We start from the raw sequence: 25,411 nt of genomic DNA, 5'->3' as shown, positions 1-25,411 counted from the left end.
AGGGGAGAGACGTATAATGACGATGTTATATAAGAAAAAAGTACATGCATATATTACAAGAGAAAAGGAGGGGGTTATGCAATTACTGGTTTTTAAACATCGTGATATACATGAAGCTGGTATTCAAGTGCCAGGGGGAACGGTTGATGAAGGTGAAACGTTAGAAGCGGCTATATTGCGTGAAGTACAGGAAGAATCCGGATTACGTCATTTATGTATAGAGCGTTTTTTAGCAGATTACATTATACATGTGAAGGAAAAACAGGAATATGAAAAACGTCACTTTTTTCATGTAACTTTACTAACTGATGTAAAAGATACATGGGAACATATAGTAAGTGCTGGTGAGAAAGATCAAAGTTTAGCGTTTAGCTACGAATGGGTTAATATTGCAAAATGCCCTGAATTAGCAGGGAAACAAGGAGAGTTTTTACACTTATTAGATGAGATATATGTAAAGTAATAAAAGAGTCTGAAGCGAAAGTTCATTCGTTTTAGACTCTTTTTATTTTTCGGGAAATTAAAGGCTTTTTGAATAGATAAATTGAATTTCTTTAAAGGAATATTAGTTTGGAATAGTTGGGATGAAAAGATGAAAAAGTAAGAGTTATACGCAAAAAAGTTGCTATAAGGGAGAATATAAATGGAGATTCAGTTTAATCCAGTATTAAAAAAAGAATTAACAATTCATGATATACAAACCGAAATGGAATCTGGGCAGTTAACTTCAAAGGAATTAGTGATGTATTATCTTCATAGAATCGCAAAGTATGACCAAGACGGACCGGAAATTAATTCTATTTTAGAAATCAATCCAGATGCTATTTTTATTGCAGAAGCGTTAGATTATGAAAGAAAGACAAAAGGTATAAGGGGTCCATTACATGGTATACCTGTTTTGCTTAAAGACAATATTGAAACGAATGACTCCATGCATACAAGTGCAGGTACGATTGCTCTAGAACAAAATATAAGCAGTGAAGATGCATTTCTCGTTACAAAATTACGAGAAGCCGGAGCAGTAATAATAGGAAAAACAAATATGACAGAATTAGCAAATGCAATGTCTTTTGAAATGTGGGCTGGATATAGTGCAAGAGGTGGTCAAACAATCAATCCATACGGAACGGGCAAGGACCATATGTTTGTTGGCGGATCTAGTACAGGATCTGCGATAGCAGTTGCCGCTAACTTTACAGTAGTATCTATTGGGACAGAAACCGATGCTTCTATTTTGAGCCCCGCTGTTCAAAATTCTGTAGTAGGTATTAAACCGACTGTCGGTTTAATTAGTCGTAGAGGAATTATTCCATTTACTTATTCGCAAGATACAGCTGGACCATTTGCTAGAACGGTAACAGATGCTGCTATTTTGCTAGGGAGTTTAATTGGAGTAGATGAGAAAGATGTTGCTACTCATAGAAGTGAAGGTAGGGCAGAGCAGGATTATACAAAATATCTTAATGTTAATGGCTTAAATGGAGCGAAGATTGGTGTGTTTAACGATGCACCAAAAGATTATTACGAAAATGGTGAGTATGATGAAATCTTGTTTAAGGAAACGATTCAAGTATTACGTAATGAAGGAGCGACAGTAGTAGAAAATATTAATATTCCTTCTTTTCATAGAGAATGGAGTTGGGGAGTGCCGCTTTATGAACTGAAACATAGTTTAGATAACTATCTTTCTAAATTACCTTCTACTATTCCGGTACATTCTATTTCGGAGTTAATGGAGTTTAATAAAAACATAGCAGAAAGAGCTTTAAAATATGGACAAACTAAGTTAGAGGGAAGAAAAGATTTTCCTAATACGTTACGAAATCCAGAATATTTAAATGCAAGATTAGAAGATATATATTTTTCACAAGAACAAGGCATTGATTTTGCATTGGAAAAATATAATCTTGATGCGATACTGTTTCCTTCCTATATAGCTTCTACTATATGTGCGAAAGCGGGTTATCCGTCTATAGCAATACCTGCAGGGTATATGGAAAGCGGGAGACCTTTTGGAATTACGATTGCAAGTACTGCCTTTAGTGAAGGGATGTTAATTAAGCTAGCTTACGCTTTTGAACAGGCGACAAAACATAGAAAAATCCCAAACTTGTCATGAATAGAATAAATAAAAAGGACAGGGAATGCCTGTCCTTTTTGTTTTAGTGATTAAAGTGAAATATCGTTCTGCTCTGTTTTATGATATTTTAATAAACTAAAAGATAAACAAGCGGAACATAAAATAAGAATAGATGCGATGATATAAATTGTACGAACACCGAACATATCAGTAATAATGCCAACGCTAAGCATAGAAAGACCAGAAGCTGTTGAAAGAAGGGCGCCATGTGCTGTATACATTTTTGATAATAAAGAAGGGGTGACACTTGATTGTAAAACAGTCGTTTGAGAAATATCTCTAATTTGATAGCATGGTCCCATTAGAACACATAGAAAAAGCGCAATAAATCCGCTGCTTGTCATACCATATAAAAATGTAAGAATGCTAAACATAAGAGAGCCTATCGACATGGAGCGTATTAAATTGTTTTGAATATAGGAACTGATTTTCCATGCTAATAGACCACCGATTAACGTGCCAACATAATAACTTGTATTAATATATCCCCACCATTCCTCGCCTTTATGAAGGATAGTCGTAACATATGCCATCGTAATAGCACCAATCCATATTGTCCCGGCGAAAGTTTCAATTAAGTCCATATATGTAACGGTACGGAGAGAAGGATTTTGAAATAAGAGTTTCCAACCTTCCGATAAAGCAGTACTTTTTGAAGAGGGAGGATCTGCTATTCGTTCAGTATGTATGGTACGTAATGAAAAGTGTAATGCAATACATCCAAAAATCATTAACATGTTATTAATCATGAGTGTAGATGTAGCGCCAATGAGAAGAACGATAACACTCGTAAATGAATAAGCGGCGACTTGCGCAATTTGTGTTGAAAAGGAAAAGATACTATTTACTTTTACTAATTTTTCTTTCGGTGTAAGGCGCGGAAGAATGCTGTATAGTAATGGAGCGCTCCATCCACTACATAATGAAATGAAAAAAATAAAAGTTAATAGAGCTATAATGTTTGTGGATAAGACCGGAAATAAAATCATTAATAATAGTAAAAAGACTGTTTTTAGCCATTGTAGCGTATATAACAACGTATAAGATGGAAAACGATTTATTATTAGTGGTGCAGAGATGTTAGCAATTAGATTTGTGATAACTTGTAATAATGGAAAAAGAGCAGTAATAGTAGCTGATTTAGTTGCTATATAAATATGAGTTGTAATAATCATTACATATACGATGTCAGCGAGAGTAATGCATGTTTTGGAACCTAAGTAGTAGGTTAGTGACAGGTTTCTCAATAAGAATAACACCTCTATAAAAATAGTATTTAGTAATTAGAATAATTGTAATTTAAAAAATGAAATTTTTAAAGAATTTAATTTTTTGTCACTTTTTGAAAGGAATTTTCATGTATAATGAAGAATATATTGATATAGTATTATATTAATAATCATTGTAACAGTGAGTATGTACAATAGCTTGTAGCAAACGCCCAAGTGTAAGAAAGGGCGGATAAACCATTCTTTTCTTCATATACATATAGAAAATGAGAAAGAAAGTGAGGGTTGCATATGGCTGCTTGGGTAATTTGGTTTATAATAGCTGGTATTTTATTTATTGCAGAAATGTTGTCGATTACATTTTACATGCTTTGGCTTGGAATTGGAGCTGTTGTCGGAGGTCTTATTGCTTTGTTTGCTCCTGATGCACTACTGTTACAAGTTACTGTTGGCGCAATTGTAAGTTTAACTTTGACATTCTTTACGAAAAGAATTTCCAAAAACTTTCGAGAGGCAAAAGGTTTTACTGATACAGTAGATATGCTTGTTGGTAAAAAAGGGATTGTTATGCAAGCGATTACAAATGAAGCGAATGGTATTGTGAAGGTGGATGGAGATACTTGGACAGCTATTGCAGATTCTTCAATTGATGCTGGAGAAAAAGTCGTTGTTATAAAGAGGCATAGTACTATATTACAAGTAAAAAAGGAGAGTGAATAAATATGGTAGCATTAACGTTAACGATTATATTCGCACTAATTGTAGTTACATTTATCGCATTAACAATTAAAATTATTCCTCAGCAAAAAGTTGGGGTTGTTGAAAGATTTGGTAAGTTTCAACGTATAATGCACCCAGGATTAAATATTTTAATCCCAATTGTAGATCGTGTTCGTGTATATCACGACTTACGTATTCAACAAACGAATGTACCACCGCAAAAAGTAATTACGAAAGATAATGTTCAAGTAGAAATAGATACAATTATTTTCTATCAAATTGTTGAACCAGAACTTGCGACATATGGTATTTCAAACTATGAATATGGTGTTCGTAATATTACTTCAGCAACGATGCGTCAAATTATCGGTAAAATGGAACTGGATGAAACGTTATCTGGTCGTGAAAAAATTTCAACAGAAATCCGCTTAGCGCTTGATGAAGCAACAGAAAAATGGGGCGTACGTATTGAACGTGTCGAAGTTGTTGATATTAACCCGCCAAAAGATGTGCAAGCATCAATGGAAAAACAAATGAAGGCTGAGCGTAATAAACGTGCAATTATTTTAGAAGCTGAAGCAGCAAAACAAGATAAAGTTCTTCGTGCTGAAGGGGAAAAGCAAAGTAAAATCTTGATGGCTGAAGGGGATAAAGAAGCGCGTATTCGCGAAGCTGAAGGTATAAGAGAAGCAAAAGAATTAGAGGCACAAGGGGAAGCTCGAGCAATTGAAGAAATCGCAAAAGCAGAACAAAACCGTATTGAATTGCTTCGTGAAGCGAATTTGGATGAGCGCATACTTGCTTACAAATCATTCGAATCATTAGCTGAAGTTGCAAAAGGACCAGCAAATAAAGTCTTTATTCCGTCTAATGCAATTGAAACACTTGGTACTCTTGGGGCAATTGGAGAAATATTTAAAGAAAAACAAGCGAAGAAACTACCTTCAAATGATACAGGAAAAGAACAATAAAAGTGAGGAAGAGAAATGGGATACCATTTCTCTTTTTTTGTGCGTATATTCCGAAAAGCTTGTACATATCCATGTATAAAGAAGGTGATGCAGTGAAAAAGTATGCAACTCGAATACATGGGAAGAAATTAATTTCGTTACTCCTTTTATATGCGCTAATAGTAATTATAATAGCGTCGATTTTGACGTCACTTTTACATACAATGAAATCGAATTATGCAAATCAATGGTTTGGAAAAGTATCGATGCAAGGTTTTGTTCAAATGATAGAAAGTGAGAATCACTATTACGGATTTGATTATTTTAAGCAGAATAAAAGAGAGTCAGTTGGGAATTTAATGTTCTCTATTGCGACAGATTTGAAAATTAAAGATTTAAGAACATTCGTCGGTAAAGAAGTACCTGGTATGTCAAAGTATTATTCTAATATTATCGTAGCTGGGGAAGGGACAAACTTGACGAATATCCCAAATGAATCTAGTGTACCAATTGAAGAAGTAACGAAAGAACGGGAAGTAGCAAAAGATAAAGTTACAGAAGCGGAAAAGAATAATCCGGTTCAGAAAAAGAACGGAGCGAAAAAAGGTGAAAGTGCAGTATATATTTATCATACACATAGCTGGGAATCCTTCTTTCCATTATTACCAGGGGCAACTGATCCATCTAGCCCAGATGTAAATGTGTCCTTACTAGGAAAACGTATGAAGGAACAACTTGAAGGGCAAGGAATTCCAGTAATTCACGATAAAACGAATATGGGTGATTTATTAGCGAGTAAAAAGTGGGTATGGTATCAGTCATATAAAGCATCTCATGAATATGTAAAAGGAGCATTAGCACAAAATAATAAAATTTCGTTTCCGATTGATATACATCGTGATGATCAGCGTAAGAAAGTAACAACAAAAGTAATTAATGGAAAATCGTATGCAAGATTATATTTTATTATTGGGATGGAAAATGAAGGCCGTGCTGAAAATGAAAAAATTGCAAGAGCGATCAATAGTTATTTAGATGAAAACTATTACGGATTAAGTAGAGGGATTTTTCCGAAGTATAAAAAAGATGGAAATGGCGTTTATAACCAAGATCTATCGAAAAATGCAATGTTAATTGAAGTTGGTGGTGTTGATAATACATTAGATGAATTATATAACGCAATTGATGTGTTAACAGAAGCGTTTAGTAAATATTATTGGAATGATGCGGAAAAAGTGAATGGATGAGGGACGGGAGACCGTTCCTTTTTATTTTGAAATCTTAAAATGTGATATAATAGAATTTTGTGAATGTTAAATAAAGGGGGAGAGAGAAACATGCAAATACTACTAATACGCCACGGAGAATCAGAAGCTGATATTTTACATGTGCATGAAGGACGAGCTGATTTTGAGTTGACTGACAAAGGGAGACGACAAGTACAAAGACTTGTACAGAAAGTGAAAAAAGATTTTGTACCAGATTTCATTTGGGCAAGCACATTAAAACGCGCTCGCGAAACGGGTGAAACATTAGCAGAAGCAATTGGTTGTCCAATTCAATTAGAAGAGGAATTAATGGAGTTTAATAATGGAATACAAGCTGGCTTATCATTTGAAGAAGCAAAGAAATATCCAGAGCCAAAATTTCTTCATGACCGTTTTGAAAACGGAGAGTCATTTATTGAGTTTCGAATGAGAATAGAAGGGATTTTTTCTAAAATTGTGACAGAGAATACATATGATCGAATTGCGATTGTTGCCCATGGAGGCGTAATTAATAGTCTATTACGTGCATTTTTCAATATGCCAATTTCAATGGACTACTATTTCAAAATGGGAGATACGGGAATAAGTTTAATTGAAATTGAGGGTGAACAAAAAACGGTGCATTTCATTAATGATACGAATCATTTGGACGGGATGTAAAGACTTATGTACAAAGTTGCATTTTTTGATGTTGACGGTACGCTTTTAAGCGAGATTGATAGAAGTATGCACGAAAGTACAAAAGAAGCGGTACAAAGATTAATAGATAAGGGGATTCACGTAGTTGTTACAACAGGGAGACCATATAGTTTATGCTCACAATTTAAGGGGCTAGGCATAAAAACGTATATTTCTGCAAATGGTGCACATATAAAATTTGGGGAAAAAGTTATACATAAATCAGTACTTTCAAGCGAAATCGTTCATGATATTTCAAATTTTGCTGAATTACATGGTCACAGTGTTTCTTACTTTACAGAAGAATTTGCAATGAATGATATTGCCTCCAAAGATGAACGTGTCATACGAGCGTTAAATGAAACTTTAAATTTAGAGCGGTATCCTGACAAAGTTAAAAACTTGTCAGATGAGATGTATTGCATATGTCTGTATGCTGATGAAGCAGAAGCTCAAAAATTCATTGAAAGATATCCAGCACTTACGTTTGACCGTTTTCATGGTTACGTTATGAATGTATTGGAAGATAGTAAAGTATCGAAGCTAACTGCAATTCAAAAAGTATTGGAACATTTAAATATTAGTAAATCAGAAGCCATTGCTTTTGGTGATGGTGGAAATGATATTGAGATGTTGCAGTATGTAGGATTAGGAGTTGCGATGGGAAATGGTGGAGAGGAGTTGAAGAGAAGGGCTGATTTCGTTACAACGAAGGCGAGTGAAGACGGAATTTCTTATGCCTTAAAGAAGTTGCACATTATTTAAAACTGATAGCTAGTCAGTGTGAAAAATCCTGTTTTAATAATAGGATTTTTTTGTTCAACAATGTGCTTGCAATAAAAGGAAAAATATGAGTATAATGAGAAAGTAATTAGGTAAGCTAATTATTTAATGAGAAAGGAGAGTGAAGATGAATGGATTCAAGAAAAGATTCTCTTCCTTTAGGGATTGAGCCGTACGCAGAGTTAATCAAAAAGACAGCGTCAGCGGAAACGGATCCAATCGCAGCAAAACTTGGTTTGTTAATGTTATGGACGTCTGATAATGTTCTTGATGCGGTTGACGTAGATTTAGCTCCGCTTGGTATTTCAGAGAGTAAATTAGATTTTTTACTATTGTTTATTTTGCGTGAAATGGAAGCGAATGGGGAAGAGGTGAACATGAGTCCTTCGGATATTGCGAGTCGATTAGGGATTACACGTGCTTCTGTCACTGGCTTATTAGATTGGATGGAGAAACGAGAGTTAATCGTAAGATTCCACCATTCTGAAGATCGAAGAAGATTAAAGGTGAAAATTACTCCGAAAGGAAAAGAACTAGTTACACATTCTTTACCAACTTTTTGGTTATCTTGCGCTTCGTTAGTTGATGGCTTTAATCAAGAAGAGCGTCAAGTTTTAGAAAAGCTATTAAATAAAATGCAAACAACTATGCAGGTGAAATTAGGAGAAGGTAGGTAAATAAGTTGATTATGAAGATCAACTTATTTATTTGGACATATAATTAGCTTACCTTATTATATGCTTAACTAACTTTATGAACGGTGATAATTTTTGCTATGTAATTAAAATAAATAAGAGTTAAAGGAATGCTATTTTAGTAATTTAGAGAGTTTAAACTAATAAAAACAAATCGTAATAAGGGAGAGAGTTTATGATGGAAATAGGAAAGGAAGTAAATAGTGAAAAGAATTATACAATAATGACAGCAGTATTATGTTGGTCGGGTATGGTAGTTATGTCTAGCCTATATGTAACAATACCTTTAATCTCTCTATTTTCAAACATTTTTAATACGTCATTAGCACAATCAGCAGCTACAGGAAGTATATTTTCTGTTGGCTTTGCTATAGGGTGTTTGTTATTTGGGGCAATTTCTGATAAATATGGACGAAAAAAAGTGATTTTTATTGGATTGCTTGCACTGTCGATTGTTTCTTTTTGCTTAGGGTTTGTAGATAGTTTATTTTGGCTTGTTATTTTTAGAGGTATACAAGGGATAGCAGCAGCTACATTTTCTCCAGTAGCGCTAGCCTACGTTGTAGAAATGTTCCCAGTAGAAAGAAGGGTTACAACAATAGGATTTGTTAGTACTGGTTTTTTAGTAGCTGGAATTGTAGGGCAGGTAATAAGTACTGCTGTTAGTCAGCATTTTGGATGGCATATGGTTTTCTTTCTTCTTAGCATTGTCTATATAAGTACTGCTATATGGGTTTATTATTCTCTTCCGAAAGAAGAGACGTCTCAATCCTATACTGATATTTTGGGGCCAATTAAACAGATGGGTAAAGTTTTTACAAATAAAAGCTTAGTATTAAGCTATATAATTGCATTTGTTTTATTAATGGCTTTTGTTAATATGTATACTGTTTTAGGGAATTATTTGAGCTCTCCTACTTACAATTTAACTGCAGAACAAATTCTTTATTTTCGCTTAGCGGGGCTATTTGGTATGTTGCTGTCACCGCTTGCAGGTCGTTTAACGAAGAGGTTTGAAGTAAGAAAAGTTCTTCAGGGAGGATTGTTGATCGCTATTTTTAGTCTAAGTTCAATGGGCTTTGTTTCGTATCTATCTCTACTTGTAATGATGAGTGTCTGTTTTGTAATAGGTATTGCTATATCCGTTCCGTCTTTAGTTTCTCTTGTAGGTCAATTAGGAGGGAAAGCGAGGGGAATAGCGGTATCTATTTATACTTTTATTTTATTTTTAGGTACTAGTATAGGACCTATCATTTCTATTTATCTAATGAAAATAGGAGGGTATGCTCAAACATTTATTTTATTAGGAATGATACTTTTTATTGGTTTTGTAGCTTCTCTATTTATAATTAATGAATAAGTGGAAAATCACTCAAATAAAGAAATGCGAGGATCTTTCATATACTCACATAATAAAAGATGAATTTGTCCACGATGATGATAAAAGTGTGCAACGATTTCAAGTAACCATTCAAAGCGCGAATAAGAAATACCCCAATAGGCAGTCATAACTTCTGCTAATTCTATTTGGGAGTAGGAAAGAAATGTTTTGGAGAGAAGGTTGTATCCTTCAATCATCGTTTGTTGCATTTGAGCAACTGTTACGGGCGTATGTTCTATATAAAAGGTATGTAATTCTTTTTCTGGAATACCATTTAAAATGAGCAAATCAGCATGACAAATAAGAGAAAGATGTGTACACAGTTCAAATAATGATCGTTTTGAGTGAATCGGTTGTATTTTTAAATCGTTTTCACTATATTGGTTAAGCATATAAATAGAAGTATCAATAGCAACTTTTAGTTGATGTAATGCAGATTGAACAAACATTGTAATTCTCCTCGTCTCCGTATATAATAGTTTCTTGAGGATATTATATCATACTCAAAATTCCGAAAATTCTAGTAGTTTGACTAGCATAATGAAAAGTATTATATTGTAAAAGGTCATATGAAACGTGAAATAGAATGGAATGCAATTATTGAGTTAGGAGTTAGACCAATGAGTTTGAAATATGGAAGAGATACAATTGTAGAAATTGACTTAAATGCTGTAAAACATAATGTAAAAGAATTTAAAAAACATGTAAATGATGAAGAAATTAAGATGATGGCTGCTGTAAAAGCGAATGGGTATGGCCATGGGGCAGTTGAAGTTGCCAAAGCTGCAATTGAAGCTGGAATAAATCAACTTGCAGTTGCATTTGTAGATGAAGCAATAGAATTAAGAGAAGCAGGAATTACTGTGCCGATTTTAATTTTAGGATACACACCAGTAGCGGCTGTAGAAGATGTAATTCAATATGACGTTATGATGACTGTTTATAGAGTAGAAGATTTACATGGTATAAATGAAATTGCAAACCGTCTTCAAAAGAAAGTACAAATTCAAGTGAAAATTGATACAGGAATGAGTCGTATCGGTTTACAAGAAGAAGAAGTTAAACCATTTTTAGAAGAATTAAACCGTATGGAGTATATAGAAGTAGTAGGGATATTTACGCATTACTCTACGGCAGATGAAATCGATAAATCATATACGAATATGCAAACAAGTTTATTTGAAAAAGCTGTTAATACAGCGAAAGAATTAGGAATTCAAATACCATATATTCATAGTTCAAATAGTGCAGGATCAATGGAATTAAGTAACACATTTCAAAATATGGTGCGCGTTGGAATAGGAGTGTACGGTATGTATCCATCAAAAGAGGTGGATCATTCAGTCGTTTCTTTACAGCCTGCGTTGTCGTTAAAATCAAAAGTGGCTCATATTAAACATGCGAAGAAAAATCGTGGTGTAAGTTATGGGAATACGTATGTAACAACTGGTGAAGAATGGATTGCGACTGTACCAATTGGTTATGCTGATGGTTATAATCGTCAATTATCTAATAAAGGCTATGCGTTAATTAACGGGGTTCGAGTACCTGTAATTGGCCGTGTTTGTATGGATCAGTTAATGTTGGATGTTTCAAAAGCGATGCCAGTACAAGTAGGAGACGAAGTAGTATTCTACGGTAAACAAGGTGAAGAAAATATCACAGTAGAAGAAATAGCGGATATGTTAAGTACAATAAACTATGAAGTTACATGTATGCTAGATAGAAGAATTCCGCGTGTTTATAAAGAAAATGACGAAACAACTGCAGTTGTAAATATATTAAGAAAAAACTGAATCATTTAGATTCAGTTTTTTTATTTTTGGCAAGTGAAAAATGCTCTATTTGTACCGTACGATTGAATATTTTTAAAACCTACAGATTGTAATGCATGAGTAATTTCGTCTTTAGTGTAACATGTTTCTTTAAAAGAAAAGTCACTTCTTTTCCAAATATCATTTGTATCACGTGTAAATAATATGAAATTCATTTCTGCTTTTTTGTTTTTATTATCAAATGTAGAATCAATCGTACAAACATATTCTTTCTCTGAAATATGAAACGAAGCAATCCAGTTTTCAAGAAATCCTTTTTCCATATTCATATCAAATGCGAATATACCCTCGTTATGTAATACGGAGTAAACGTTGTGAAACACACTTTTTAGTTCATCTAAATTCATAATATGGTTTAAACTATCACCGGCAGAGATGACGTAGTGGAATTGCTCATTTATATTGAAATAGCGAGCGTCATCGACGAAAAAGGTTGCATCTGGCGCATTTTCACTTGCATATTCAATCATTTGAGTAGAACCATCTATACCAGTTACGACAAAATTATTATCAAGTAGTTTCCTAGTAAGATGACCAGTCCCGCAACAAAGATCTAAAATATGAGAACGTGGTTGTGCATATTGTAAAACGAGTTTTTCAAAAGCTAGATAGGAGTGTTCGGCAAAATGTCCCCAATGTTTATTATAAATAGATGCGAAAATATCGTAATCAGAATAAATAAGTTTTTTAGACATAAATATTCTCCGTGCTATTCATTAAATTATAATAGTCATGCTTCGTTTTAATTTTAAAACCACATTGTGTATATAGTTTTAAAGCATGGTTATTTTTCGTTTCGACGTCTAATTCAATTGTTGAAGTTCCTTCTGTAATAAGGGTATGTACCATATAACTAAGAATATCTTTTCCATATCCTTTACCTTGATAAGAAGGATGAACGGCGAATCCTGATAGTGTAGTAGATTGTTCTTGCTCAGTAACTGTAATTGTTCCAATAGCTTTTTCGTTAATAAGAGCACTGTAAACTTTATGAGAAGGTGAAGTCATCATTTTTTGTAACCATGTAGCCGTATTGTCTACTGAATCACCAAAAGCTTTACTAGAAATTTCAATAAGGTCAAGAAGTGATTCTGAAGCTGCAAGAGTAAGCTGTATATTACTTTCTGTTGTTTTTTGAATTTCGTTTGTTTTGAACTCCATACTATATTCACTATATAAATACGGTAACTTCATATGTTTTACAAATTCATTCCCAGAAATAGAATCCCCATTGATAATAAGAAGAGCTTCATCTGCCTCTCTATTTTGTATTTCTTTCATTGCAGTTTGTAAAAGGGTAGTTCCGAAACGTTGTTTTCTAAAATGAGGATGTACAAAGCCTATTAGTTCAAGCTTTGTTGGTCTTTCGAAATCATACATATTTAAAGTGCCAATTAATTGAGTACCGTTATAAAGAAGAAAATCGTTTATATGATCTTCATTTCGATTTTTTAAAAAGTTGATATGTAAATCTGAAGAGTAATCAAGATTGTCTTGTTGCCCGCAAATATAAGCCAAATCCTTCATTTGCTGTATTTCACTTTCTGTTACAGAACACTTTTTCTGAATATCCATTGTATACTCCCTCTCAATTGTATTTAAAAATAGGATGGGTGACTTAACCATTCCTTTAATTCCACACTACCTTGCACAGATAACAGTCGGTATAAATAACGATATGGTCGTCTACATTCTTCAAGATGAGGAATAGGCATAATTGTTTCGTAACCACTTTTAAAGGCATGTGCTTCTTTTTCGGTAAGTACATATTCTAGTCCGATAAAATCAAACTCTCGCGGGGCAACCGCGTAAGCTTCAGTATCTACTAAACCCGTAATAGTTGTACCGTCATATAAAAATTGGGTAGGGTCCATATCAAGTAAGACGAGTGTAGCTTCTTTTGGTACGGACAGGGAAGAAAGCTGTGATTCAAAGGTAGGAAAAGCATTTTGTATGCTTTCATCATCGGAATAAAACATATTCACAAGCTCTTTACTCACGTTTAAAATATGTGATTGGAATTCATCTAGTGGAACTTTGAACGTGCCTGACGGATTTCCTATAAAATCGGCTTTAAACTTATGTATTTCTGCAAGTCCTTTTCCTAGGCTAAATAAAATAGAATCTGGTTGCTCGATAAAAGATTGAACTGTGTTACCTACTAACTTTTCGACCACCACAAATTCACGGCCATTTAAAACATGTTTTTCTAATATTGTTGGGATAGGAAGATTCGTATGTTCTTGTAGCAATGTATGTACAGTTTCTAAATGATGGACGTTCCTTGGATCAATTCCAAATAGATTTTTACATCCCCACCAAAAATCATTATTTGGTTCTTCATTTATTTTAGAAGTACGAACGATAACTTCTGTATCTTCTGTTTGAACGAGAAAAACATCACTTGCATGATCTTCATAACCTGGGTGCAAGGCTTGAACGGATAGAATAGGTGAATTGAATAGTTGTTGTAGCATGAAAAGACTCCCTTTTCTGTAAATTCTATAAATTCATTATATAACAGATGATGTGTTATGAGGATAAAGATAAAAAGATTGAAAGCAAAGTTACATTTATAGCGAAAATTCATTAAAAACATTATATTTCTACATTTTTGTGTGAATTGTCTAAAAATTATAGTAGTAAGACTTGAATGTAAGACTCATATCTTTAAATCTATGAAGAGTAAAAGTAAAACTAAGCATTCATTTATAAGATTGTGAATCAAAATAATGTAGATTATAGAAAATATTTCTCAATAATAAAATGAAGAGAAAAGCATGAAGAAGTAGAATGCATTCATTTATAATAGGCTTAAATTAATTAATATAATTAATTGTTAACTTTATAAGATTGACTGGATAGGAGAGAATATTATGGCAAATGTACTCGTAATAAATTTCCCTGGGGAAGGTCATATTAATCCGACTTTAGCTATTGTAAGTGAGTTAATCCAAAGAGGAGAAACAGTTGTTTCTTATTGTATTGAAGATTATAGAAAGAAGATTGAAGCAACAGGTGCGGAATTCCGAGTGTTTGAGAATTTTCTCTCTCAAATTAATATTATGGAACGAGTAAATCAAGGTGGGAGCCCTTTGATGATGCTATCTCATATGATTGAAGCATCAGAGCGTATTGTTACTCAAATTGTAGAAGAAACAAAAGAGGAAAAATATGATTATTTAATATATGATAATCATTTTCCAGTAGGACGTATTATAGCGAATATTTTACAATTACCAAGCGTTTCATCTTGTACAACGTTTGCTGTTAATCAGTACATTAATTTTCATGATGGGCAAGAATCGAGACAAGTAGACGAAATGAATCCATTATATCAATCTTGTTTAGCGGGAATGGAAAGATGGAATAAGCAGTATGGAATGAAATGTAATAGTATGTATGATATTATGAACCATCCTGGTGATATTACGATTGTATATACTTCAAAAGAATATCAGCCGCGTTCAGATTTATTTGATGAATCGTATAAATTTGTAGGTCCATCAATTGCTACTCGAAAAGAAGTGGGGAGTTTTCCTACCGAAGATTTAAAAAATGAAAAAGTGATTTTCATTTCTATGGGAACAGTTTTTAATGAACAACCTGCTTTGTATGAAAAGTGTTTTGAAGCGTTTAAAGATGTAGATGCGACAGTCGTATTAGTCGTTGGTAAGAAGATAAATATAAGTCAATTTGAAAATATCCCGAAAAACTTTAAGTTGTATAATTATGTCCCGCAATTAGAAGTTTTACAGCATGCTGATGTATTCGTGACACATGGTGGTATGAATAGTTCGAGTGAAGCGTTATATTACGGTGTCCCATTAGTTGTAATTCCGGTAACAGGAGATCAGCCATTCGTTGCAAAACGATTGACTGAAGTAGGGGCAGGCATAACACTTAATCGTAACGAGTTAACTTCTGAATTGTTACGTGAGACTGTAAAGAAAGTAATGAATGATGTGACGTTTAAGAGAAATAGTCGTAAAGTGGGAGATTCGCTTAGAAATGCTGGTGGATATCAAAGGGCAGTTGAGGAAATATTTGAATTAAAAATGAAGCCGTATGTAAAGATTAACTAGATGTTAAAAACACACTTACTTTTAATTTGTAAGTGTGTTTCTAGTATTACGTGTTACATGTGTTACATAAAAATAGCAATAAAGGTAAAACTTTTCTGTATATAAATCGATACCTTTGAATTAGTAGTAAAATTACGTTAAAATAATACTAAGAAAATATATAAGTTTTGGGGGTAATGAATGAAGAAAGTATTTGAATACGTATTATTAACAATTGGCTCAATTATAGTAGCAGGTTCATTAGAGCTTATTTTAGCACCTAATGGATTAGTAGATGGCGGGGTAACGGCTATTGCTATTATGGCAAATAAAGTCGCAGGATTGCCGCTTTATGGTGTGTTCTTAGGAATTAATATCCCAATTTTATTATTTACTGCAAAAGTAATGGGAAAGAAATTTTTTATCCGTACATCTTATGCGAATGTAGTTACAACACTCGGATTAATTTATTTAAAACCATTCCCAGCAATTACGACTTCTGAGTTATTAATTGTACTTTATGGTGGAGTGCTGTTCGGAATTGGTGTTGGGATTGTTGTTAAAATGGGTGGAGCAATTGACGGTTCGGAAATGTTAGCAGTTTGGATGAATAAACACTTTAATGTACCGATTAGTACATTTTTACTTGCAGTAAATGCAGTTATTTTCATCTTTGTTGCCATTTTATTTTCAATCGAACAAGCGATGTTCTCATTAGCCATTTTCTATATTGTTACGAAAATGATTGATTTTATATTAGATGGTATAAATCAAGGTAAGAGCGTTATGATTATTTCTGGTAAGAATAAAGAAATAGGCGATTTACTTATGAAAGAATTGCAACTATCTGTTACGTATCTACATGGAGAAGGTGGTTTTTTAGGGGAGCATAAGAGAATCATTTATTGTATTACAAACCGATTCATTTATCCGAAAATGAAAGATCTCGTTCTCTCTGTAGATCCAACCGCTATAATTGAAGCTTCTTATTCAACAGAAACGACTGGTGTGAAACGTCCGGGAAGGAAAGCTAGGTCAGGTGAATAACTAGAAGAAGGCTGTCCAAAAAGTTATTTTGGAACAGCCTTCTTTTTTATTTTGTTGAATTGTTAGTATGTTACAAGTTAAACCCACTGTTAACAAGTTTCCTTGCAAATAGGGAACCAAGCGTTTTTCAATAATATAGCCAACGTTTCAATTTTATTTTCTGGAATGCTACCAAAACCGAGTAATACGTATGATTCCTTACGTAAATCATTTACGAAATCATATGGAGAAAGCGGGTATAATTTAACGCTTTGTTTTTTAGCGGATTCAATCAGTTCGTTTTCATTCATACTGTTATGGACACATAAAACAATATGAAGTCCGGACTGTTCGCCAAGAATTTGAACATTAGCCCCCATTTCTTTCATAATGGATTTTACTAACGCATGATGTTTTCTTTTATATAGTGTACGACTCCGGTTAAGATGACGTTCCCAATTCCCGCTTTGTATAAAGTTAGCAAAAGCAAGTTGTTGTATTGTAGCGACTGTTTGTTTAAAAATTCCATGCAGTTCTTGATATGTTTTTAAAAGATGTGGTGCTAAAACAACATATCCCATTCGTAAAGAAGGTAAAAAAGATTTTGAGAAAGTCCCCATATAAATAACGCGTTCATTTGAATCAAGACTTTGCAAAGAAGGAATCGGCTTACCAGCGTAGCGAAACTCACCGTCATAGTCATCTTCAATAATGTATCCGCTGCAATCAGTAGCCCACTTTAACAATTCTAATCTTCTAGATAAAGGCATAATAATCCCGAGTGGAAATTGATGTGATGGTGTAACGTATGCGACATTGGCATTTGTATTATATAAGCTAGAAATATCAATACCTTTTTCATCCAATGGTATGGGATGAATTTGTCTATCACAGCTTTTAATGATTGCGTGTATACGGTGAAATCCAGGGTTTTCAATGCCGTATTCTTTTGTAGGGCCAAGCAGTTGAAGTAGTAGCCAGAGAAGTGGCTGCGTTCCGGCACCGATCACAATTTGATCAGGTGAAGAATGTACACCGCGAGAATGATATAAATATGTTGATATATGCTCTCGAAGAGCGAATTCACCTTGAGGGTCTTCTTTGGCAAATAGTGCATTTTCGTATTTAAGAATGGATTCTTGTAATGCTCGTTTCCAATTTGTAATCGGAAATGTATTTTGATCAATAAGCCCTTGGCTACAATCATATTCGAATTTTTCGTCTATTAAATTGCTCGTCTTCATTGCTGCATCTCGTTTTTTATTTGGGATAACGTCAATATCGAAATTTGCTACAAAAATACCCCGTTTCGGTTTACTTTCTACATAACCTTCAGCTAATAATTGTTGATAAGCTGATTCAACAGTAATGCGGCTAATATTAAGTTGTGATGCTAAATTTCTGTGTGAGGGTAGACGTGTGCCGACAGAAATAGTCCCTTGTATAATTTCAGCTTTAATATATTCGTAAATTTGCAAGTAAATAGGTGTGTTACTTTGTAATTGCAATGGGATAGTAAAATCCATATAAAACGCTCCTTTAAAACTGGCCTTATAAAAAATACTTAAACTGTCACTTAAGTAAAGGGCAGTTACTTTCTATAATAATGATATAACATTTAGAAAATTAAATAAATAGTTAGGGAGAGTTAAAAATGAATGTTAAAGAAGTAGTAACGGAAGATCAATTACATGAAGTATTACCTGTTTTACAGCAATTAAGAACGAAACTTTCAAAAGAGGAAACAAGCTCTTTATTTCGAAATATGAAAGAAGAAAATTATAAATTATTTTCGCTGCGTAATGAGGAGGATGAAGTTGTTAGCCTTGCAGGTGTAGCGATTTGTACGAATTTTTATAATAAGAAGCACGTTTTCGTATATGACCTTGTAACAGCAGACACACATCGTTCAAAAGGACATGGAAATGTATTCCTTTCGTATATAGAGAACTGGGGAAAGGAAAACGGATGTGAATCTATCGTCCTCACATCAGCATTTGCAAGAATTGATGCGCATCGTTTTTATGAAAGAGAAGGGTATGATAAGGTGAGTTATTCTTTTCATAAAGAATTATAAATAATAAGAAGAAGCTGTCCCGCAAAAGTTGGGAACAGCCTCTTCTTATTTATTAAGTTATTATTGAACGGTAAATAGGTTGTAAGTTATGGTATATGTATTTGAAAAGGTTATATAGTGTATTTTGTCGAATTGTTTTAATTTAATAAAGAGAATGATTGGAGCGCTTATACTTGAAGAAAATAAAGAAACTATCAATCCCTAATGATGCTAGAGTTATCGTCATATCTGATATTCATGGAGAATTAAATCTTTTAAAAGAAGCACTATATAAAGTTAACTTTAAAGATGAAGATTATTTAATTATTAATGGAGATCTTTGCGAGAAAGGACGAGATAGCGTAGGTGTAGTAAACTACGTTATGAATCTTGTAAAGAACAATTCAAATGTTCACGTTGTTGAAGGAAATTGTGAAGTTTTAGTTGATGCTCTTCTAAATGAAAATCCTCGTCTTATTAATTATTTATGTACGAGAAAGCATTCGATTTTTAATGAATGGCTAGAGCAATTGGATTTTTCAGTTCATGAAGGCACTTCAATTCGTGAAGTGAGAGAAGCATTGCTAAGTGAATTTTCACAAGAACTATATTGGCTAACGGAGTTGCCAACAGCGATTGAAACAGAAGATTATATTTTTGTGCATGCCGGGCTAGAAGATAGAGTAGATTGGAAAGAAACAGAGCGCAAAAATGCGATAGCAATGCCAGAGTTTTTTAATAAATCACATAAAGCAAATAAGTATGTAATAGTTGGTCATTGGCCTGTCGTGAACTATTCTGAAGAAGCACCATCTAACAATCCAGTTATTGATAAGGAGAAAAAAATTATTGCAATTGATGGAGGAAATGCAATTAAAGAAGCAGGACAATTAAATGCATTTATCATTCAGAGGAAACAAACGGGCGATACGTTTTCTTATACATATGTAGACTATTTTCCAGAGTATGAAGTAATAGCGGATTTTAATGCGAATTCAGAAATGCAGGGCGGAGTGACATATCCGTATTATTACATAGAGCCTATCGAGAAGATGCAAGATTACACAATATGTAAGCAAAAGGAAACAAATAAATTACTCACTGTAAAAAATGAATACATGAAACAACTTGAGTCAGGTGAATATACAGTGAAAACTGATATTTCTTGTGCGCAAATAAGCGTTAGAAAAGGAGATATCGTTTCTCTCATTGATGGTAGTTGTTCAGGATATGATTTAATTAAAAAAGATGGTGTAGAGGGGTGGATAGAGAAAGGCATTTTGCTTGAGCTGAAATAGGAGGGATGTAACCTCCTATTTTTTATTGCCTATTTTGCGCCTTCGTACTTCAATTAACCTTTTAAATTAGTGGACTGCCTGCTGTCTTTAATAAGTAAATAAATCGTACTCGGTAGAATGATAAGCGTCATTCCTAAAAGAATTGCTAGTATGCCATAACCTCTATAGGGAGCAGAAACGCTAAAAGGAAGTATCGCTAAAAAAATCCCTGCTATCATCATTGAAATACTACTAATATTTGAAGCTCTTTTTTCGAGGTGCTTATCATTCCATTCTAATGAAACGGTTGATTTAGTCGTATCAATTTTGGAACTGAAATAACCTATTAATATAAATAAAAGCCCTAATGCTAAAAATATGAAATGATCAAGAGGAAGTGAAAAGCCAAGAGCGATGAGGGCAATGACAATATCGACAAAAAATAAGAATAATAACATTGTGTTGCCGATCCAATGGAGAAATTTCTGGTTACTCACTGCTTTAGATAAAGCTAAAAATACAAAGAATAAGAAGAAACATATAATTATATTTACGATTACAAAAGTGCTTTTATCCATTGTTGATGTAGGCGTTCCATTGAAGTCCCATTTTGTAACAATATTTGATGGTAAGAAGAAATATAGAATAATATTTGTCGTAATAATAGTGAGAAATAAAGCAATACTAAATTGATTATTCATTGAATCACCAGCTTTCTAAATCAATAATTGGTATCTTATAACAAAATTATACAATATAATATACGATATTAGTTTTGATTTTTCTGAAAAAACATTATAATTATATATGAAATAAAGGTGAATGCAGGAGGGAATTATGCAAAACGTTGTATTAAAGGGGAAGAAAGTTACAATTCGTACAATAGAAGAATCGGATATAGAAACATTATGGAATATCATATTTAAAGAAGAAAGCCCAGAATGGAAGAAATGGGATGCGCCATATTTCCCGTTCTCAATGCAAGAATACTCCTCCTATAAAGAGAAGATGCAAACTCGTTTGAAAGAAGAACCACTGTCAAATTTAATTATAGAAAATAACGGTCAAATCATTGGGACAGTCGGGTTTTATTGGGAATATAAACCGACGCGTTGGTTAGAGATGGGGCTTGTGATTTATGACCCAACATACTGGAATGGTGGATACGGTACAGAAACATTGACATTATATAGAGATTTGCTATTTGAAAAAATGGAGATTGGTAGAGTAGGAATCACGACTTGGTCTGGCAATGAACGAATGATGAAAGTAGCGGAGAAAATAGGAATGAGCTTAGAAGGTAGAATGCGAAAGTGTCGTTATTATAACGGAACATACTATGATTCTATTCGAATGGGAATGATTCGTGAAGAATGGGAAGCACTATGTGTAACGAAGGGGTGAGAAAGATTGTACGCTATTATTGCTACATTTGATCGTGTATTTACTAATAAAATTACAGAACTGCAAAATGAATTAACGAATATAATGGGAACAAATCAATTAGCTGGAGTAGAACCTCATATTACGATTGCGGATTATAATGAGTTAGATGTTAATTTGTTTATTGAAAAATTAAAGGAATTTGTAGCTATTCAAGAAAGTATGTCTGCAGTCACTTTTCCTTCTGTTGGAACTTTTCCTACTAACGGTACGATTTTTCTAGCTCCGACTGTTACCGATGAATTGTTAAAACTTCATCATTCTTATCATGATTATTTTAAAAATTTTCATGACAATCCAAATTCATATTACGTACCGGGAAAATGGGTTCCGCATTGTACGATTGCGAATCATTTGAATTCAACTCAGTTTTTAAGTGCGATGGAGTATATATATGAGAATTTTGATGTTACAACAGCCTCGATTGAAAAGTTAAAATTAATTAAGGTGAATTATGAAAATGGTTCTGCCGTTTCTTCTAGTATATTAGCAGAATGTAATTTAAAGAGAATGGAGACATCGAGATGACATATATAATTAGAGAAATGAAGCAAGAAGACATTCACGCTGTACAATCAGTAGCAAAAATAGCTTGGCATGATACATATGAAGGCATTATTCCAAGAGAAATTCAAGACAGTTTTTTAGACGAGGCATATTCTGATGAAAAAATGAAATATCGTCTTAAAAATACACATTTATTCGTTGCGGAAGAAGAGGGAGAAGTAATAGGATTTGCTAACTTTTCACCTGTTAGACTACAAAATGAAGCGGAATTAGGTGCGATTTATTTGTTACCAGATCAGCAAGGAAAAGGGATCGGAAGTGCTTTATTACAAAGAGGGATTAAGGAATTAAATGGGATACGTAAATTGTACATACATGTAGAAGCAGCAAATGAAAAAGGAAAACGCTTTTATGAAGCGAAAGGTTTTGCTGAATTAGAGCAATTTGAAGAAGACTTTGAAGGACATATGATGCAGACAGTAAGGATGGTTTTATACGTATAAGGAGGACTAGCAATGAAAATTTTTGATTGTAGTGAAAAAGTAGGAAAGCACATATCAGTATTTCAATCTAATTTCATAATGTCGAAAATAGTAAACCATCAAGGAAATGTACATATCGGTGCTATGCATTTACAAGCCAATGGAATAATCGGATGTCATGAAGCAGTTGTATCTCAACTGCTTCTTATTGTTAATGGAGAAGGGTATGTATGCGGAACGGATAAAGAAAAAGCAAAGGTGGAAGCGGGAAAAGCTGTATTTTGGGAGAGGGGCGAATTTCATGAGATAAGTACGGAAAAGGGGTTGATGGCAATTTTGATTGAGTCGGAGGAACTTGAGAAAGGAGTTTTAATGAAAGAAGTGAGAAAAATTTGATGATAAAGATGTGTAAGGGGAGGATTACTATGCGCAAAGTTACACAAATAGTAATATGTGCGGCTGCAGCACTATTAATCACACTAGTTATGATAAATGGATAAATGTGGAAAGGTAAAATTGTTATTTCACTAGCTGTTCTTATATTTACTGGATTTTCTCTAGTATGGAACACATTTGTTATAAATCTTATGGAGAAATTCAATAGAAAAAGGAGTAACTAAATGCGACCTTTCAAGCGAATGAGAACTATATATTTAATAACAGTACCTATAATTGCATTACTCTCATTATTTTTTCCACAGTCATTAGAAGCTCGTATACTTAATTTCTTTTTGTACTTGTTTTTGGCGGATTAGCAATTGGATTTATATATACAATGGGATTTATTGGAATGAAAAAGGTAAAAGGGAATGACAATGAAGCTTTTATAAGTGGGAACAGTAGTAAAGCCCAAAGGTGTAGATTTGTAAAATTTGAGAGGACGGATAATGAGTAGTAAGATAGGGAGGAAAGTTGAAATGGATCCAATCAAAGTGAGAAAATATATTACATATGTTGCAGTTGCGATACTTCTTATATTTGCTATGTTATTGCCATATAGCCTACTTAAAAAGATGGCTCTTATTATTTTTGTTTTAATTTTAGGAGCTATTTCCTTAGGGGCGAATAAAGTGGTAGGACGAATACATAACAAATTTAAACAATAATAAAGTTTGAAAAAGGATAGGGATAATCCACTATTAATTAGGAAAAGAAACGGGATTATACGTTAGAGATGGTTATAGGATAGGTGATACTAATAAATTGAAGGATTAAGAGAGGGGCATATTAATATGCAATCATTTAAGGCCGGAAAATATATTACATATGTTGCAATTGCTATATTACTTGTAGTCGCTATTATGTCTCCTTATGAATTACCTAAAAAGATTGGTTTTATTATAGGTGTTCTTATTTTAGGGGTATGTGCACTTGGTACTAATAAACTTTACGAACGGATATTCCTTATATGGAAGATATAACTGTAACTCAAAAAATGCACGATTTTAGTAGTATTGTAGGTTATGATGAGTATACAGCCAAGGTAGGTGCGGAATATAGTTCGCGCAAGTATGAATTGCTTTTAGAGAAAATTGATGTTCCGGATATTCTTCCGTATTTCAGTGATCACGATATAACAATCCGCTTAGAATTGGGAGTAGGGACTTATGGGTATAAGCTTCACATGGGTCAAGAGAAAGGTTTTTATGCATCATACGAAGGTTTTGGAGGAGGTTTTTTCTTGAAACCTGAAAAAAAGGAGTAATCACACATGTTTAAACAAGGACGTATTTTGATGTATATTTTTACCGCGGTTTTATTTTTTTCTTCATTCTTTTTTCCGCAGCCAATGGAAAAAAGGTTTTTAACAGCTATTGCAGCATTGATTATTGGTGGAATAGGTATTGGAATTTCCTATCTATTAGAAATTTTGAGTAACAAGTCGAATATATCTAAAAAGAACGGAGAATGACGATGGAGCTTTTCCCGATTGGTTCAGTTGTGAAGCTAAAAGATCTAAACCAACCTGTTATGATTATTGGAAGAATGGTCATTTCAGCAGATAAACTTGATTTTGATTACGTAGGGGTTTTTTATCCGGTTGGTTATTTAGGCGATGAAAAAGTGTTATGCTTTAATCATGATAAGATTGTAGAGGAAATACATAGAGGGTATTTGAATGAGAGTGAATTAATTTTACGTGAGAGATTAGTAGAATTGTAAAAATATTGAAAAATACATATTGATTTTAAAAATACGATAGGGGAAACAAAATGGGAAAGATAATGAGAACTATAGTAATCATTGGCATACTTGTTCCTCCAGTGCTGCTGTGGAGTGCACCTGGTATTCCTTTAAATGATAAACTGCTGTTTACAGGTTTACAACTAACTGTAGGATTCACCACAGTAGTAGCGTTAGAGATTATATTTAAAAATCGAAAAAAGAAGAGGGCAAAATAGAGATAGATTGTATGGAATAACAGCTGAAAATATGTAACGTGTATTATTAATCGTTTTACTTGGGAGGTGACCTACTGGTTGCCTCTTTTAACGTTATGCTTATAGTTTTATCTGAAAAAGAAAAAAGGAGCAATCAAGCATGTTTAAACAAGGGCGTATTTTAATGTGTACTTTTACCGCAGTGCTATTTTTTCTTCCTTCTTCTTTCTATAGCCAATGGGAAAAAAGGTTTTAACAGCTATTGTTGCTCTAATTATTGGTGGAGTAGGTATTGGAATTTCCTATTTATTAGAAAATTTCAGTAGCAAGTCGAAAAATATATCTAAATAAGAAAAGAGAATAACGATAAAGCGTTCCTAATTGGTTCAGTTGAAAAGATAAAAGATTTAAATTGTTTTTTTATGTTATAAAAATTAACAAGCGTTAACAAGTAAATGCGTAGTATATCATATAGTAACGGCAAGCGGAGTACATG

At 33.5% G+C, this 25,411-nt stretch carries 31 protein-coding genes and 3 pseudogenes; 27 read left to right on the top strand and 7 right to left on the bottom strand.

The features are described 5' to 3' along the window. Positions 1-16 precede the first annotated feature (16 nt). A complete protein-coding gene (locus DN400_RS24235; protein WP_000178286.1) occupies positions 17-463 on the top strand; it encodes an NUDIX hydrolase in 447 nt (148 codons plus the stop codon). Between the two features lie 180 nt (positions 464-643). After that, positions 644-2,119, top strand: a complete 1,476-nt coding sequence (locus DN400_RS24230) for an amidase family protein (protein ID WP_088023984.1) — start codon at positions 644-646, stop codon at positions 2,117-2,119. Positions 2,120-2,169: 50 nt separating this feature from the next. Here the strand turns inward: DN400_RS24230 and DN400_RS24225 are convergent, their stop codons facing one another. Then, the gene (locus DN400_RS24225; RefSeq protein ID WP_023521756.1) at positions 2,170-3,387 is read right to left on the bottom strand and encodes an MFS transporter; all 1,218 of its coding nucleotides are present in this window, start codon (positions 3,385-3,387) and stop codon (positions 2,170-2,172) included. A gap of 273 nt (positions 3,388-3,660) precedes the next feature. Here DN400_RS24225 and DN400_RS24220 point away from each other — a divergent pair, with 273 nt between their 5' ends. The 7 genes from DN400_RS24220 (at position 3,661) to DN400_RS24190 (ending at position 9,823) form a co-directional block, all read left to right on the top strand. Then, positions 3,661-4,089, top strand: coding sequence for an NfeD family protein (locus DN400_RS24220; RefSeq protein WP_000741974.1), 429 nt, complete (start codon positions 3,661-3,663; stop codon positions 4,087-4,089). Positions 4,090-4,091: 2 nt separating this feature from the next. Beyond that, on the top strand, positions 4,092-5,060 hold the full coding sequence (locus DN400_RS24215; RefSeq protein ID WP_000226254.1) for an SPFH domain-containing protein: 969 nt from the start codon (positions 4,092-4,094) through the stop codon (positions 5,058-5,060). 20 nt (positions 5,061-5,080) lie between these two features. Further along, positions 5,081-6,286 carry a stage II sporulation protein P gene (gene spoIIP, locus DN400_RS24210; protein ID WP_327884970.1) on the top strand — a complete coding sequence of 402 codons (1,206 nt, stop codon included), beginning with the start codon at positions 5,081-5,083 and terminating at the stop codon, positions 6,284-6,286. Positions 6,287-6,376: 90 nt separating this feature from the next. Further along, positions 6,377-6,967: a histidine phosphatase family protein gene (locus DN400_RS24205; RefSeq protein WP_147801986.1), complete on the top strand. Its 591-nt coding sequence runs from the start codon at positions 6,377-6,379 to the stop codon at positions 6,965-6,967. A gap of 6 nt (positions 6,968-6,973) precedes the next feature. Then, complete coding sequence (locus DN400_RS24200; protein ID WP_147801985.1) at positions 6,974-7,750, top strand: Cof-type HAD-IIB family hydrolase; 777 nt, start codon at positions 6,974-6,976, stop codon at positions 7,748-7,750. Between the two features lie 149 nt (positions 7,751-7,899). After that, a complete protein-coding gene (locus tag DN400_RS24195; RefSeq protein ID WP_000378333.1) occupies positions 7,900-8,445 on the top strand; it encodes a MarR family winged helix-turn-helix transcriptional regulator in 546 nt (181 codons plus the stop codon). A 196-nt stretch (positions 8,446-8,641) separates the two neighbouring features. After that, positions 8,642-9,823, top strand: a complete 1,182-nt coding sequence (locus tag DN400_RS24190) for an MFS transporter (RefSeq protein WP_142309057.1) — start codon at positions 8,642-8,644, stop codon at positions 9,821-9,823. An 8-nt stretch (positions 9,824-9,831) separates the two neighbouring features. Here the strand turns inward: DN400_RS24190 and DN400_RS24185 are convergent, their stop codons facing one another. Further along, complete coding sequence (locus tag DN400_RS24185) at positions 9,832-10,293, bottom strand: DinB family protein (RefSeq protein ID WP_097912458.1); 462 nt, start codon at positions 10,291-10,293, stop codon at positions 9,832-9,834. A 171-nt stretch (positions 10,294-10,464) separates the two neighbouring features. Between DN400_RS24185 and alr the strand changes: the two genes are divergently transcribed. Beyond that, positions 10,465-11,640, top strand: a complete 1,176-nt coding sequence (gene alr / locus DN400_RS24180; protein WP_002093966.1) for an alanine racemase — start codon at positions 10,465-10,467, stop codon at positions 11,638-11,640. Between the two features lie 20 nt (positions 11,641-11,660). Here alr and DN400_RS24175 read toward each other — a convergent pair whose 3' ends face one another. Genes DN400_RS24175 through DN400_RS24165 form a run of 3 tightly spaced genes read right to left on the bottom strand, consistent with a single transcriptional unit; the run spans position 11,661 to position 14,156 of the window. After that, on the bottom strand, positions 11,661-12,374 hold the full coding sequence (locus DN400_RS24175; protein WP_065228709.1) for a class I SAM-dependent methyltransferase: 714 nt from the start codon (positions 12,372-12,374) through the stop codon (positions 11,661-11,663). Beyond that, complete coding sequence (locus DN400_RS24170; RefSeq protein WP_071714387.1) at positions 12,367-13,254, bottom strand: GNAT family N-acetyltransferase; 888 nt, start codon at positions 13,252-13,254, stop codon at positions 12,367-12,369. Before DN400_RS24170 ends, DN400_RS24175 begins: the two co-directional genes overlap by 8 nt. A 23-nt stretch (positions 13,255-13,277) precedes the next feature. Next, entirely contained in the window at positions 13,278-14,156 is an 879-nt protein-coding gene (locus DN400_RS24165) for a protein kinase family protein (RefSeq protein WP_147801984.1), read from the bottom strand. 399 nt (positions 14,157-14,555) lie between these two features. Here DN400_RS24165 and DN400_RS24160 point away from each other — a divergent pair, with 399 nt between their 5' ends. After that, a complete protein-coding gene (locus DN400_RS24160; RefSeq protein ID WP_065228712.1) occupies positions 14,556-15,764 on the top strand; it encodes a macrolide family glycosyltransferase in 1,209 nt (402 codons plus the stop codon). 180 nt (positions 15,765-15,944) lie between these two features. Then, on the top strand, positions 15,945-16,790 hold the full coding sequence (locus DN400_RS24155) for a YitT family protein (RefSeq protein ID WP_000755126.1): 846 nt from the start codon (positions 15,945-15,947) through the stop codon (positions 16,788-16,790). 89 nt (positions 16,791-16,879) lie between these two features. Here DN400_RS24155 and pdxR read toward each other — a convergent pair whose 3' ends face one another. Further along, positions 16,880-18,295: a MocR-like pyridoxine biosynthesis transcription factor PdxR gene (pdxR, locus tag DN400_RS24150; RefSeq protein WP_147801983.1), complete on the bottom strand. Its 1,416-nt coding sequence runs from the start codon at positions 18,293-18,295 to the stop codon at positions 16,880-16,882. A gap of 128 nt (positions 18,296-18,423) precedes the next feature. Between pdxR and DN400_RS24145 the strand changes: the two genes are divergently transcribed. Both DN400_RS24145 and DN400_RS24140 read left to right on the top strand, forming a co-directional pair. Continuing rightward, on the top strand, positions 18,424-18,846 hold the full coding sequence (locus tag DN400_RS24145) for a GNAT family N-acetyltransferase (RefSeq protein WP_147801982.1): 423 nt from the start codon (positions 18,424-18,426) through the stop codon (positions 18,844-18,846). A gap of 173 nt (positions 18,847-19,019) precedes the next feature. Further along, positions 19,020-20,123, top strand: a complete 1,104-nt coding sequence (locus DN400_RS24140; RefSeq protein ID WP_147801981.1) for a metallophosphoesterase — start codon at positions 19,020-19,022, stop codon at positions 20,121-20,123. A gap of 53 nt (positions 20,124-20,176) precedes the next feature. Here the strand turns inward: DN400_RS24140 and DN400_RS24135 are convergent, their stop codons facing one another. After that, the gene (locus tag DN400_RS24135; RefSeq protein WP_001064609.1) at positions 20,177-20,803 is read right to left on the bottom strand and encodes a DUF1648 domain-containing protein; all 627 of its coding nucleotides are present in this window, start codon (positions 20,801-20,803) and stop codon (positions 20,177-20,179) included. Between the two features lie 136 nt (positions 20,804-20,939). Between DN400_RS24135 and DN400_RS24130 the strand changes: the two genes are divergently transcribed. From DN400_RS24130 to DN400_RS30185, 13 genes and pseudogenes are all read left to right on the top strand, one after another. Continuing rightward, positions 20,940-21,506, top strand: coding sequence for a GNAT family N-acetyltransferase (locus DN400_RS24130; RefSeq protein ID WP_098355777.1), 567 nt, complete (start codon positions 20,940-20,942; stop codon positions 21,504-21,506). Positions 21,507-21,512: 6 nt separating this feature from the next. Continuing rightward, positions 21,513-22,073 (top strand): 2'-5' RNA ligase family protein, encoded by a 561-nt coding sequence (locus DN400_RS24125; protein WP_071714382.1) that lies wholly within the window; start codon positions 21,513-21,515, stop codon positions 22,071-22,073. Continuing rightward, entirely contained in the window at positions 22,070-22,555 is a 486-nt protein-coding gene (locus tag DN400_RS24120; RefSeq protein WP_000221051.1) for a GNAT family N-acetyltransferase, read from the top strand. Before DN400_RS24125 ends, DN400_RS24120 begins: the two co-directional genes overlap by 4 nt. 12 nt (positions 22,556-22,567) lie before the next feature. Continuing rightward, a complete protein-coding gene (locus tag DN400_RS24115; protein WP_147801980.1) occupies positions 22,568-22,930 on the top strand; it encodes a cupin in 363 nt (120 codons plus the stop codon). A 29-nt stretch (positions 22,931-22,959) separates the two neighbouring features. Then, positions 22,960-23,154: pseudogene (locus DN400_RS30040) on the top strand (hypothetical protein). Further along, a pseudogene (locus DN400_RS30345) lies at positions 23,155-23,339 on the top strand (hypothetical protein); the annotation flags it as partial. It lies immediately after the preceding pseudogene. Between the two features lie 112 nt (positions 23,340-23,451). Further along, positions 23,452-23,640, top strand: coding sequence for a hypothetical protein (locus tag DN400_RS24110; protein ID WP_095691570.1), 189 nt, complete (start codon positions 23,452-23,454; stop codon positions 23,638-23,640). Between the two features lie 126 nt (positions 23,641-23,766). Further along, positions 23,767-23,955 carry a hypothetical protein gene (locus DN400_RS24105; RefSeq protein ID WP_003270359.1) on the top strand — a complete coding sequence of 63 codons (189 nt, stop codon included), beginning with the start codon at positions 23,767-23,769 and terminating at the stop codon, positions 23,953-23,955. Further along, complete coding sequence (locus DN400_RS24100; protein ID WP_147801979.1) at positions 23,943-24,239, top strand: hypothetical protein; 297 nt, start codon at positions 23,943-23,945, stop codon at positions 24,237-24,239. Before DN400_RS24105 ends, DN400_RS24100 begins: the two co-directional genes overlap by 13 nt. A gap of 6 nt (positions 24,240-24,245) precedes the next feature. Beyond that, positions 24,246-24,446, top strand: a complete 201-nt coding sequence (locus tag DN400_RS24095; protein WP_000476183.1) for a hypothetical protein — start codon at positions 24,246-24,248, stop codon at positions 24,444-24,446. Positions 24,447-24,448: 2 nt separating this feature from the next. Beyond that, entirely contained in the window at positions 24,449-24,697 is a 249-nt protein-coding gene (locus tag DN400_RS24090; protein ID WP_147801978.1) for a DUF4176 domain-containing protein, read from the top strand. A gap of 50 nt (positions 24,698-24,747) precedes the next feature. Beyond that, entirely contained in the window at positions 24,748-24,936 is a 189-nt protein-coding gene (locus DN400_RS24085) for a hypothetical protein (RefSeq protein ID WP_000516417.1), read from the top strand. 139 nt (positions 24,937-25,075) lie between these two features. Beyond that, positions 25,076-25,266: pseudogene (locus DN400_RS30185) on the top strand (hypothetical protein). The last annotated feature ends 145 nt before the right edge of the window (positions 25,267-25,411 follow it).

Origin of the sequence: Bacillus sp. AR8-1, from assembly GCF_008042345.1 — a bacterium.
GTDB lineage: Bacteria > Bacillota > Bacilli > Bacillales > Bacillaceae_G > Bacillus_A > Bacillus_A cereus.
The sequence above is the reverse complement of the archived record's forward strand: the minus strand, read 5'-3'. Positions and strand labels throughout refer to the sequence as shown.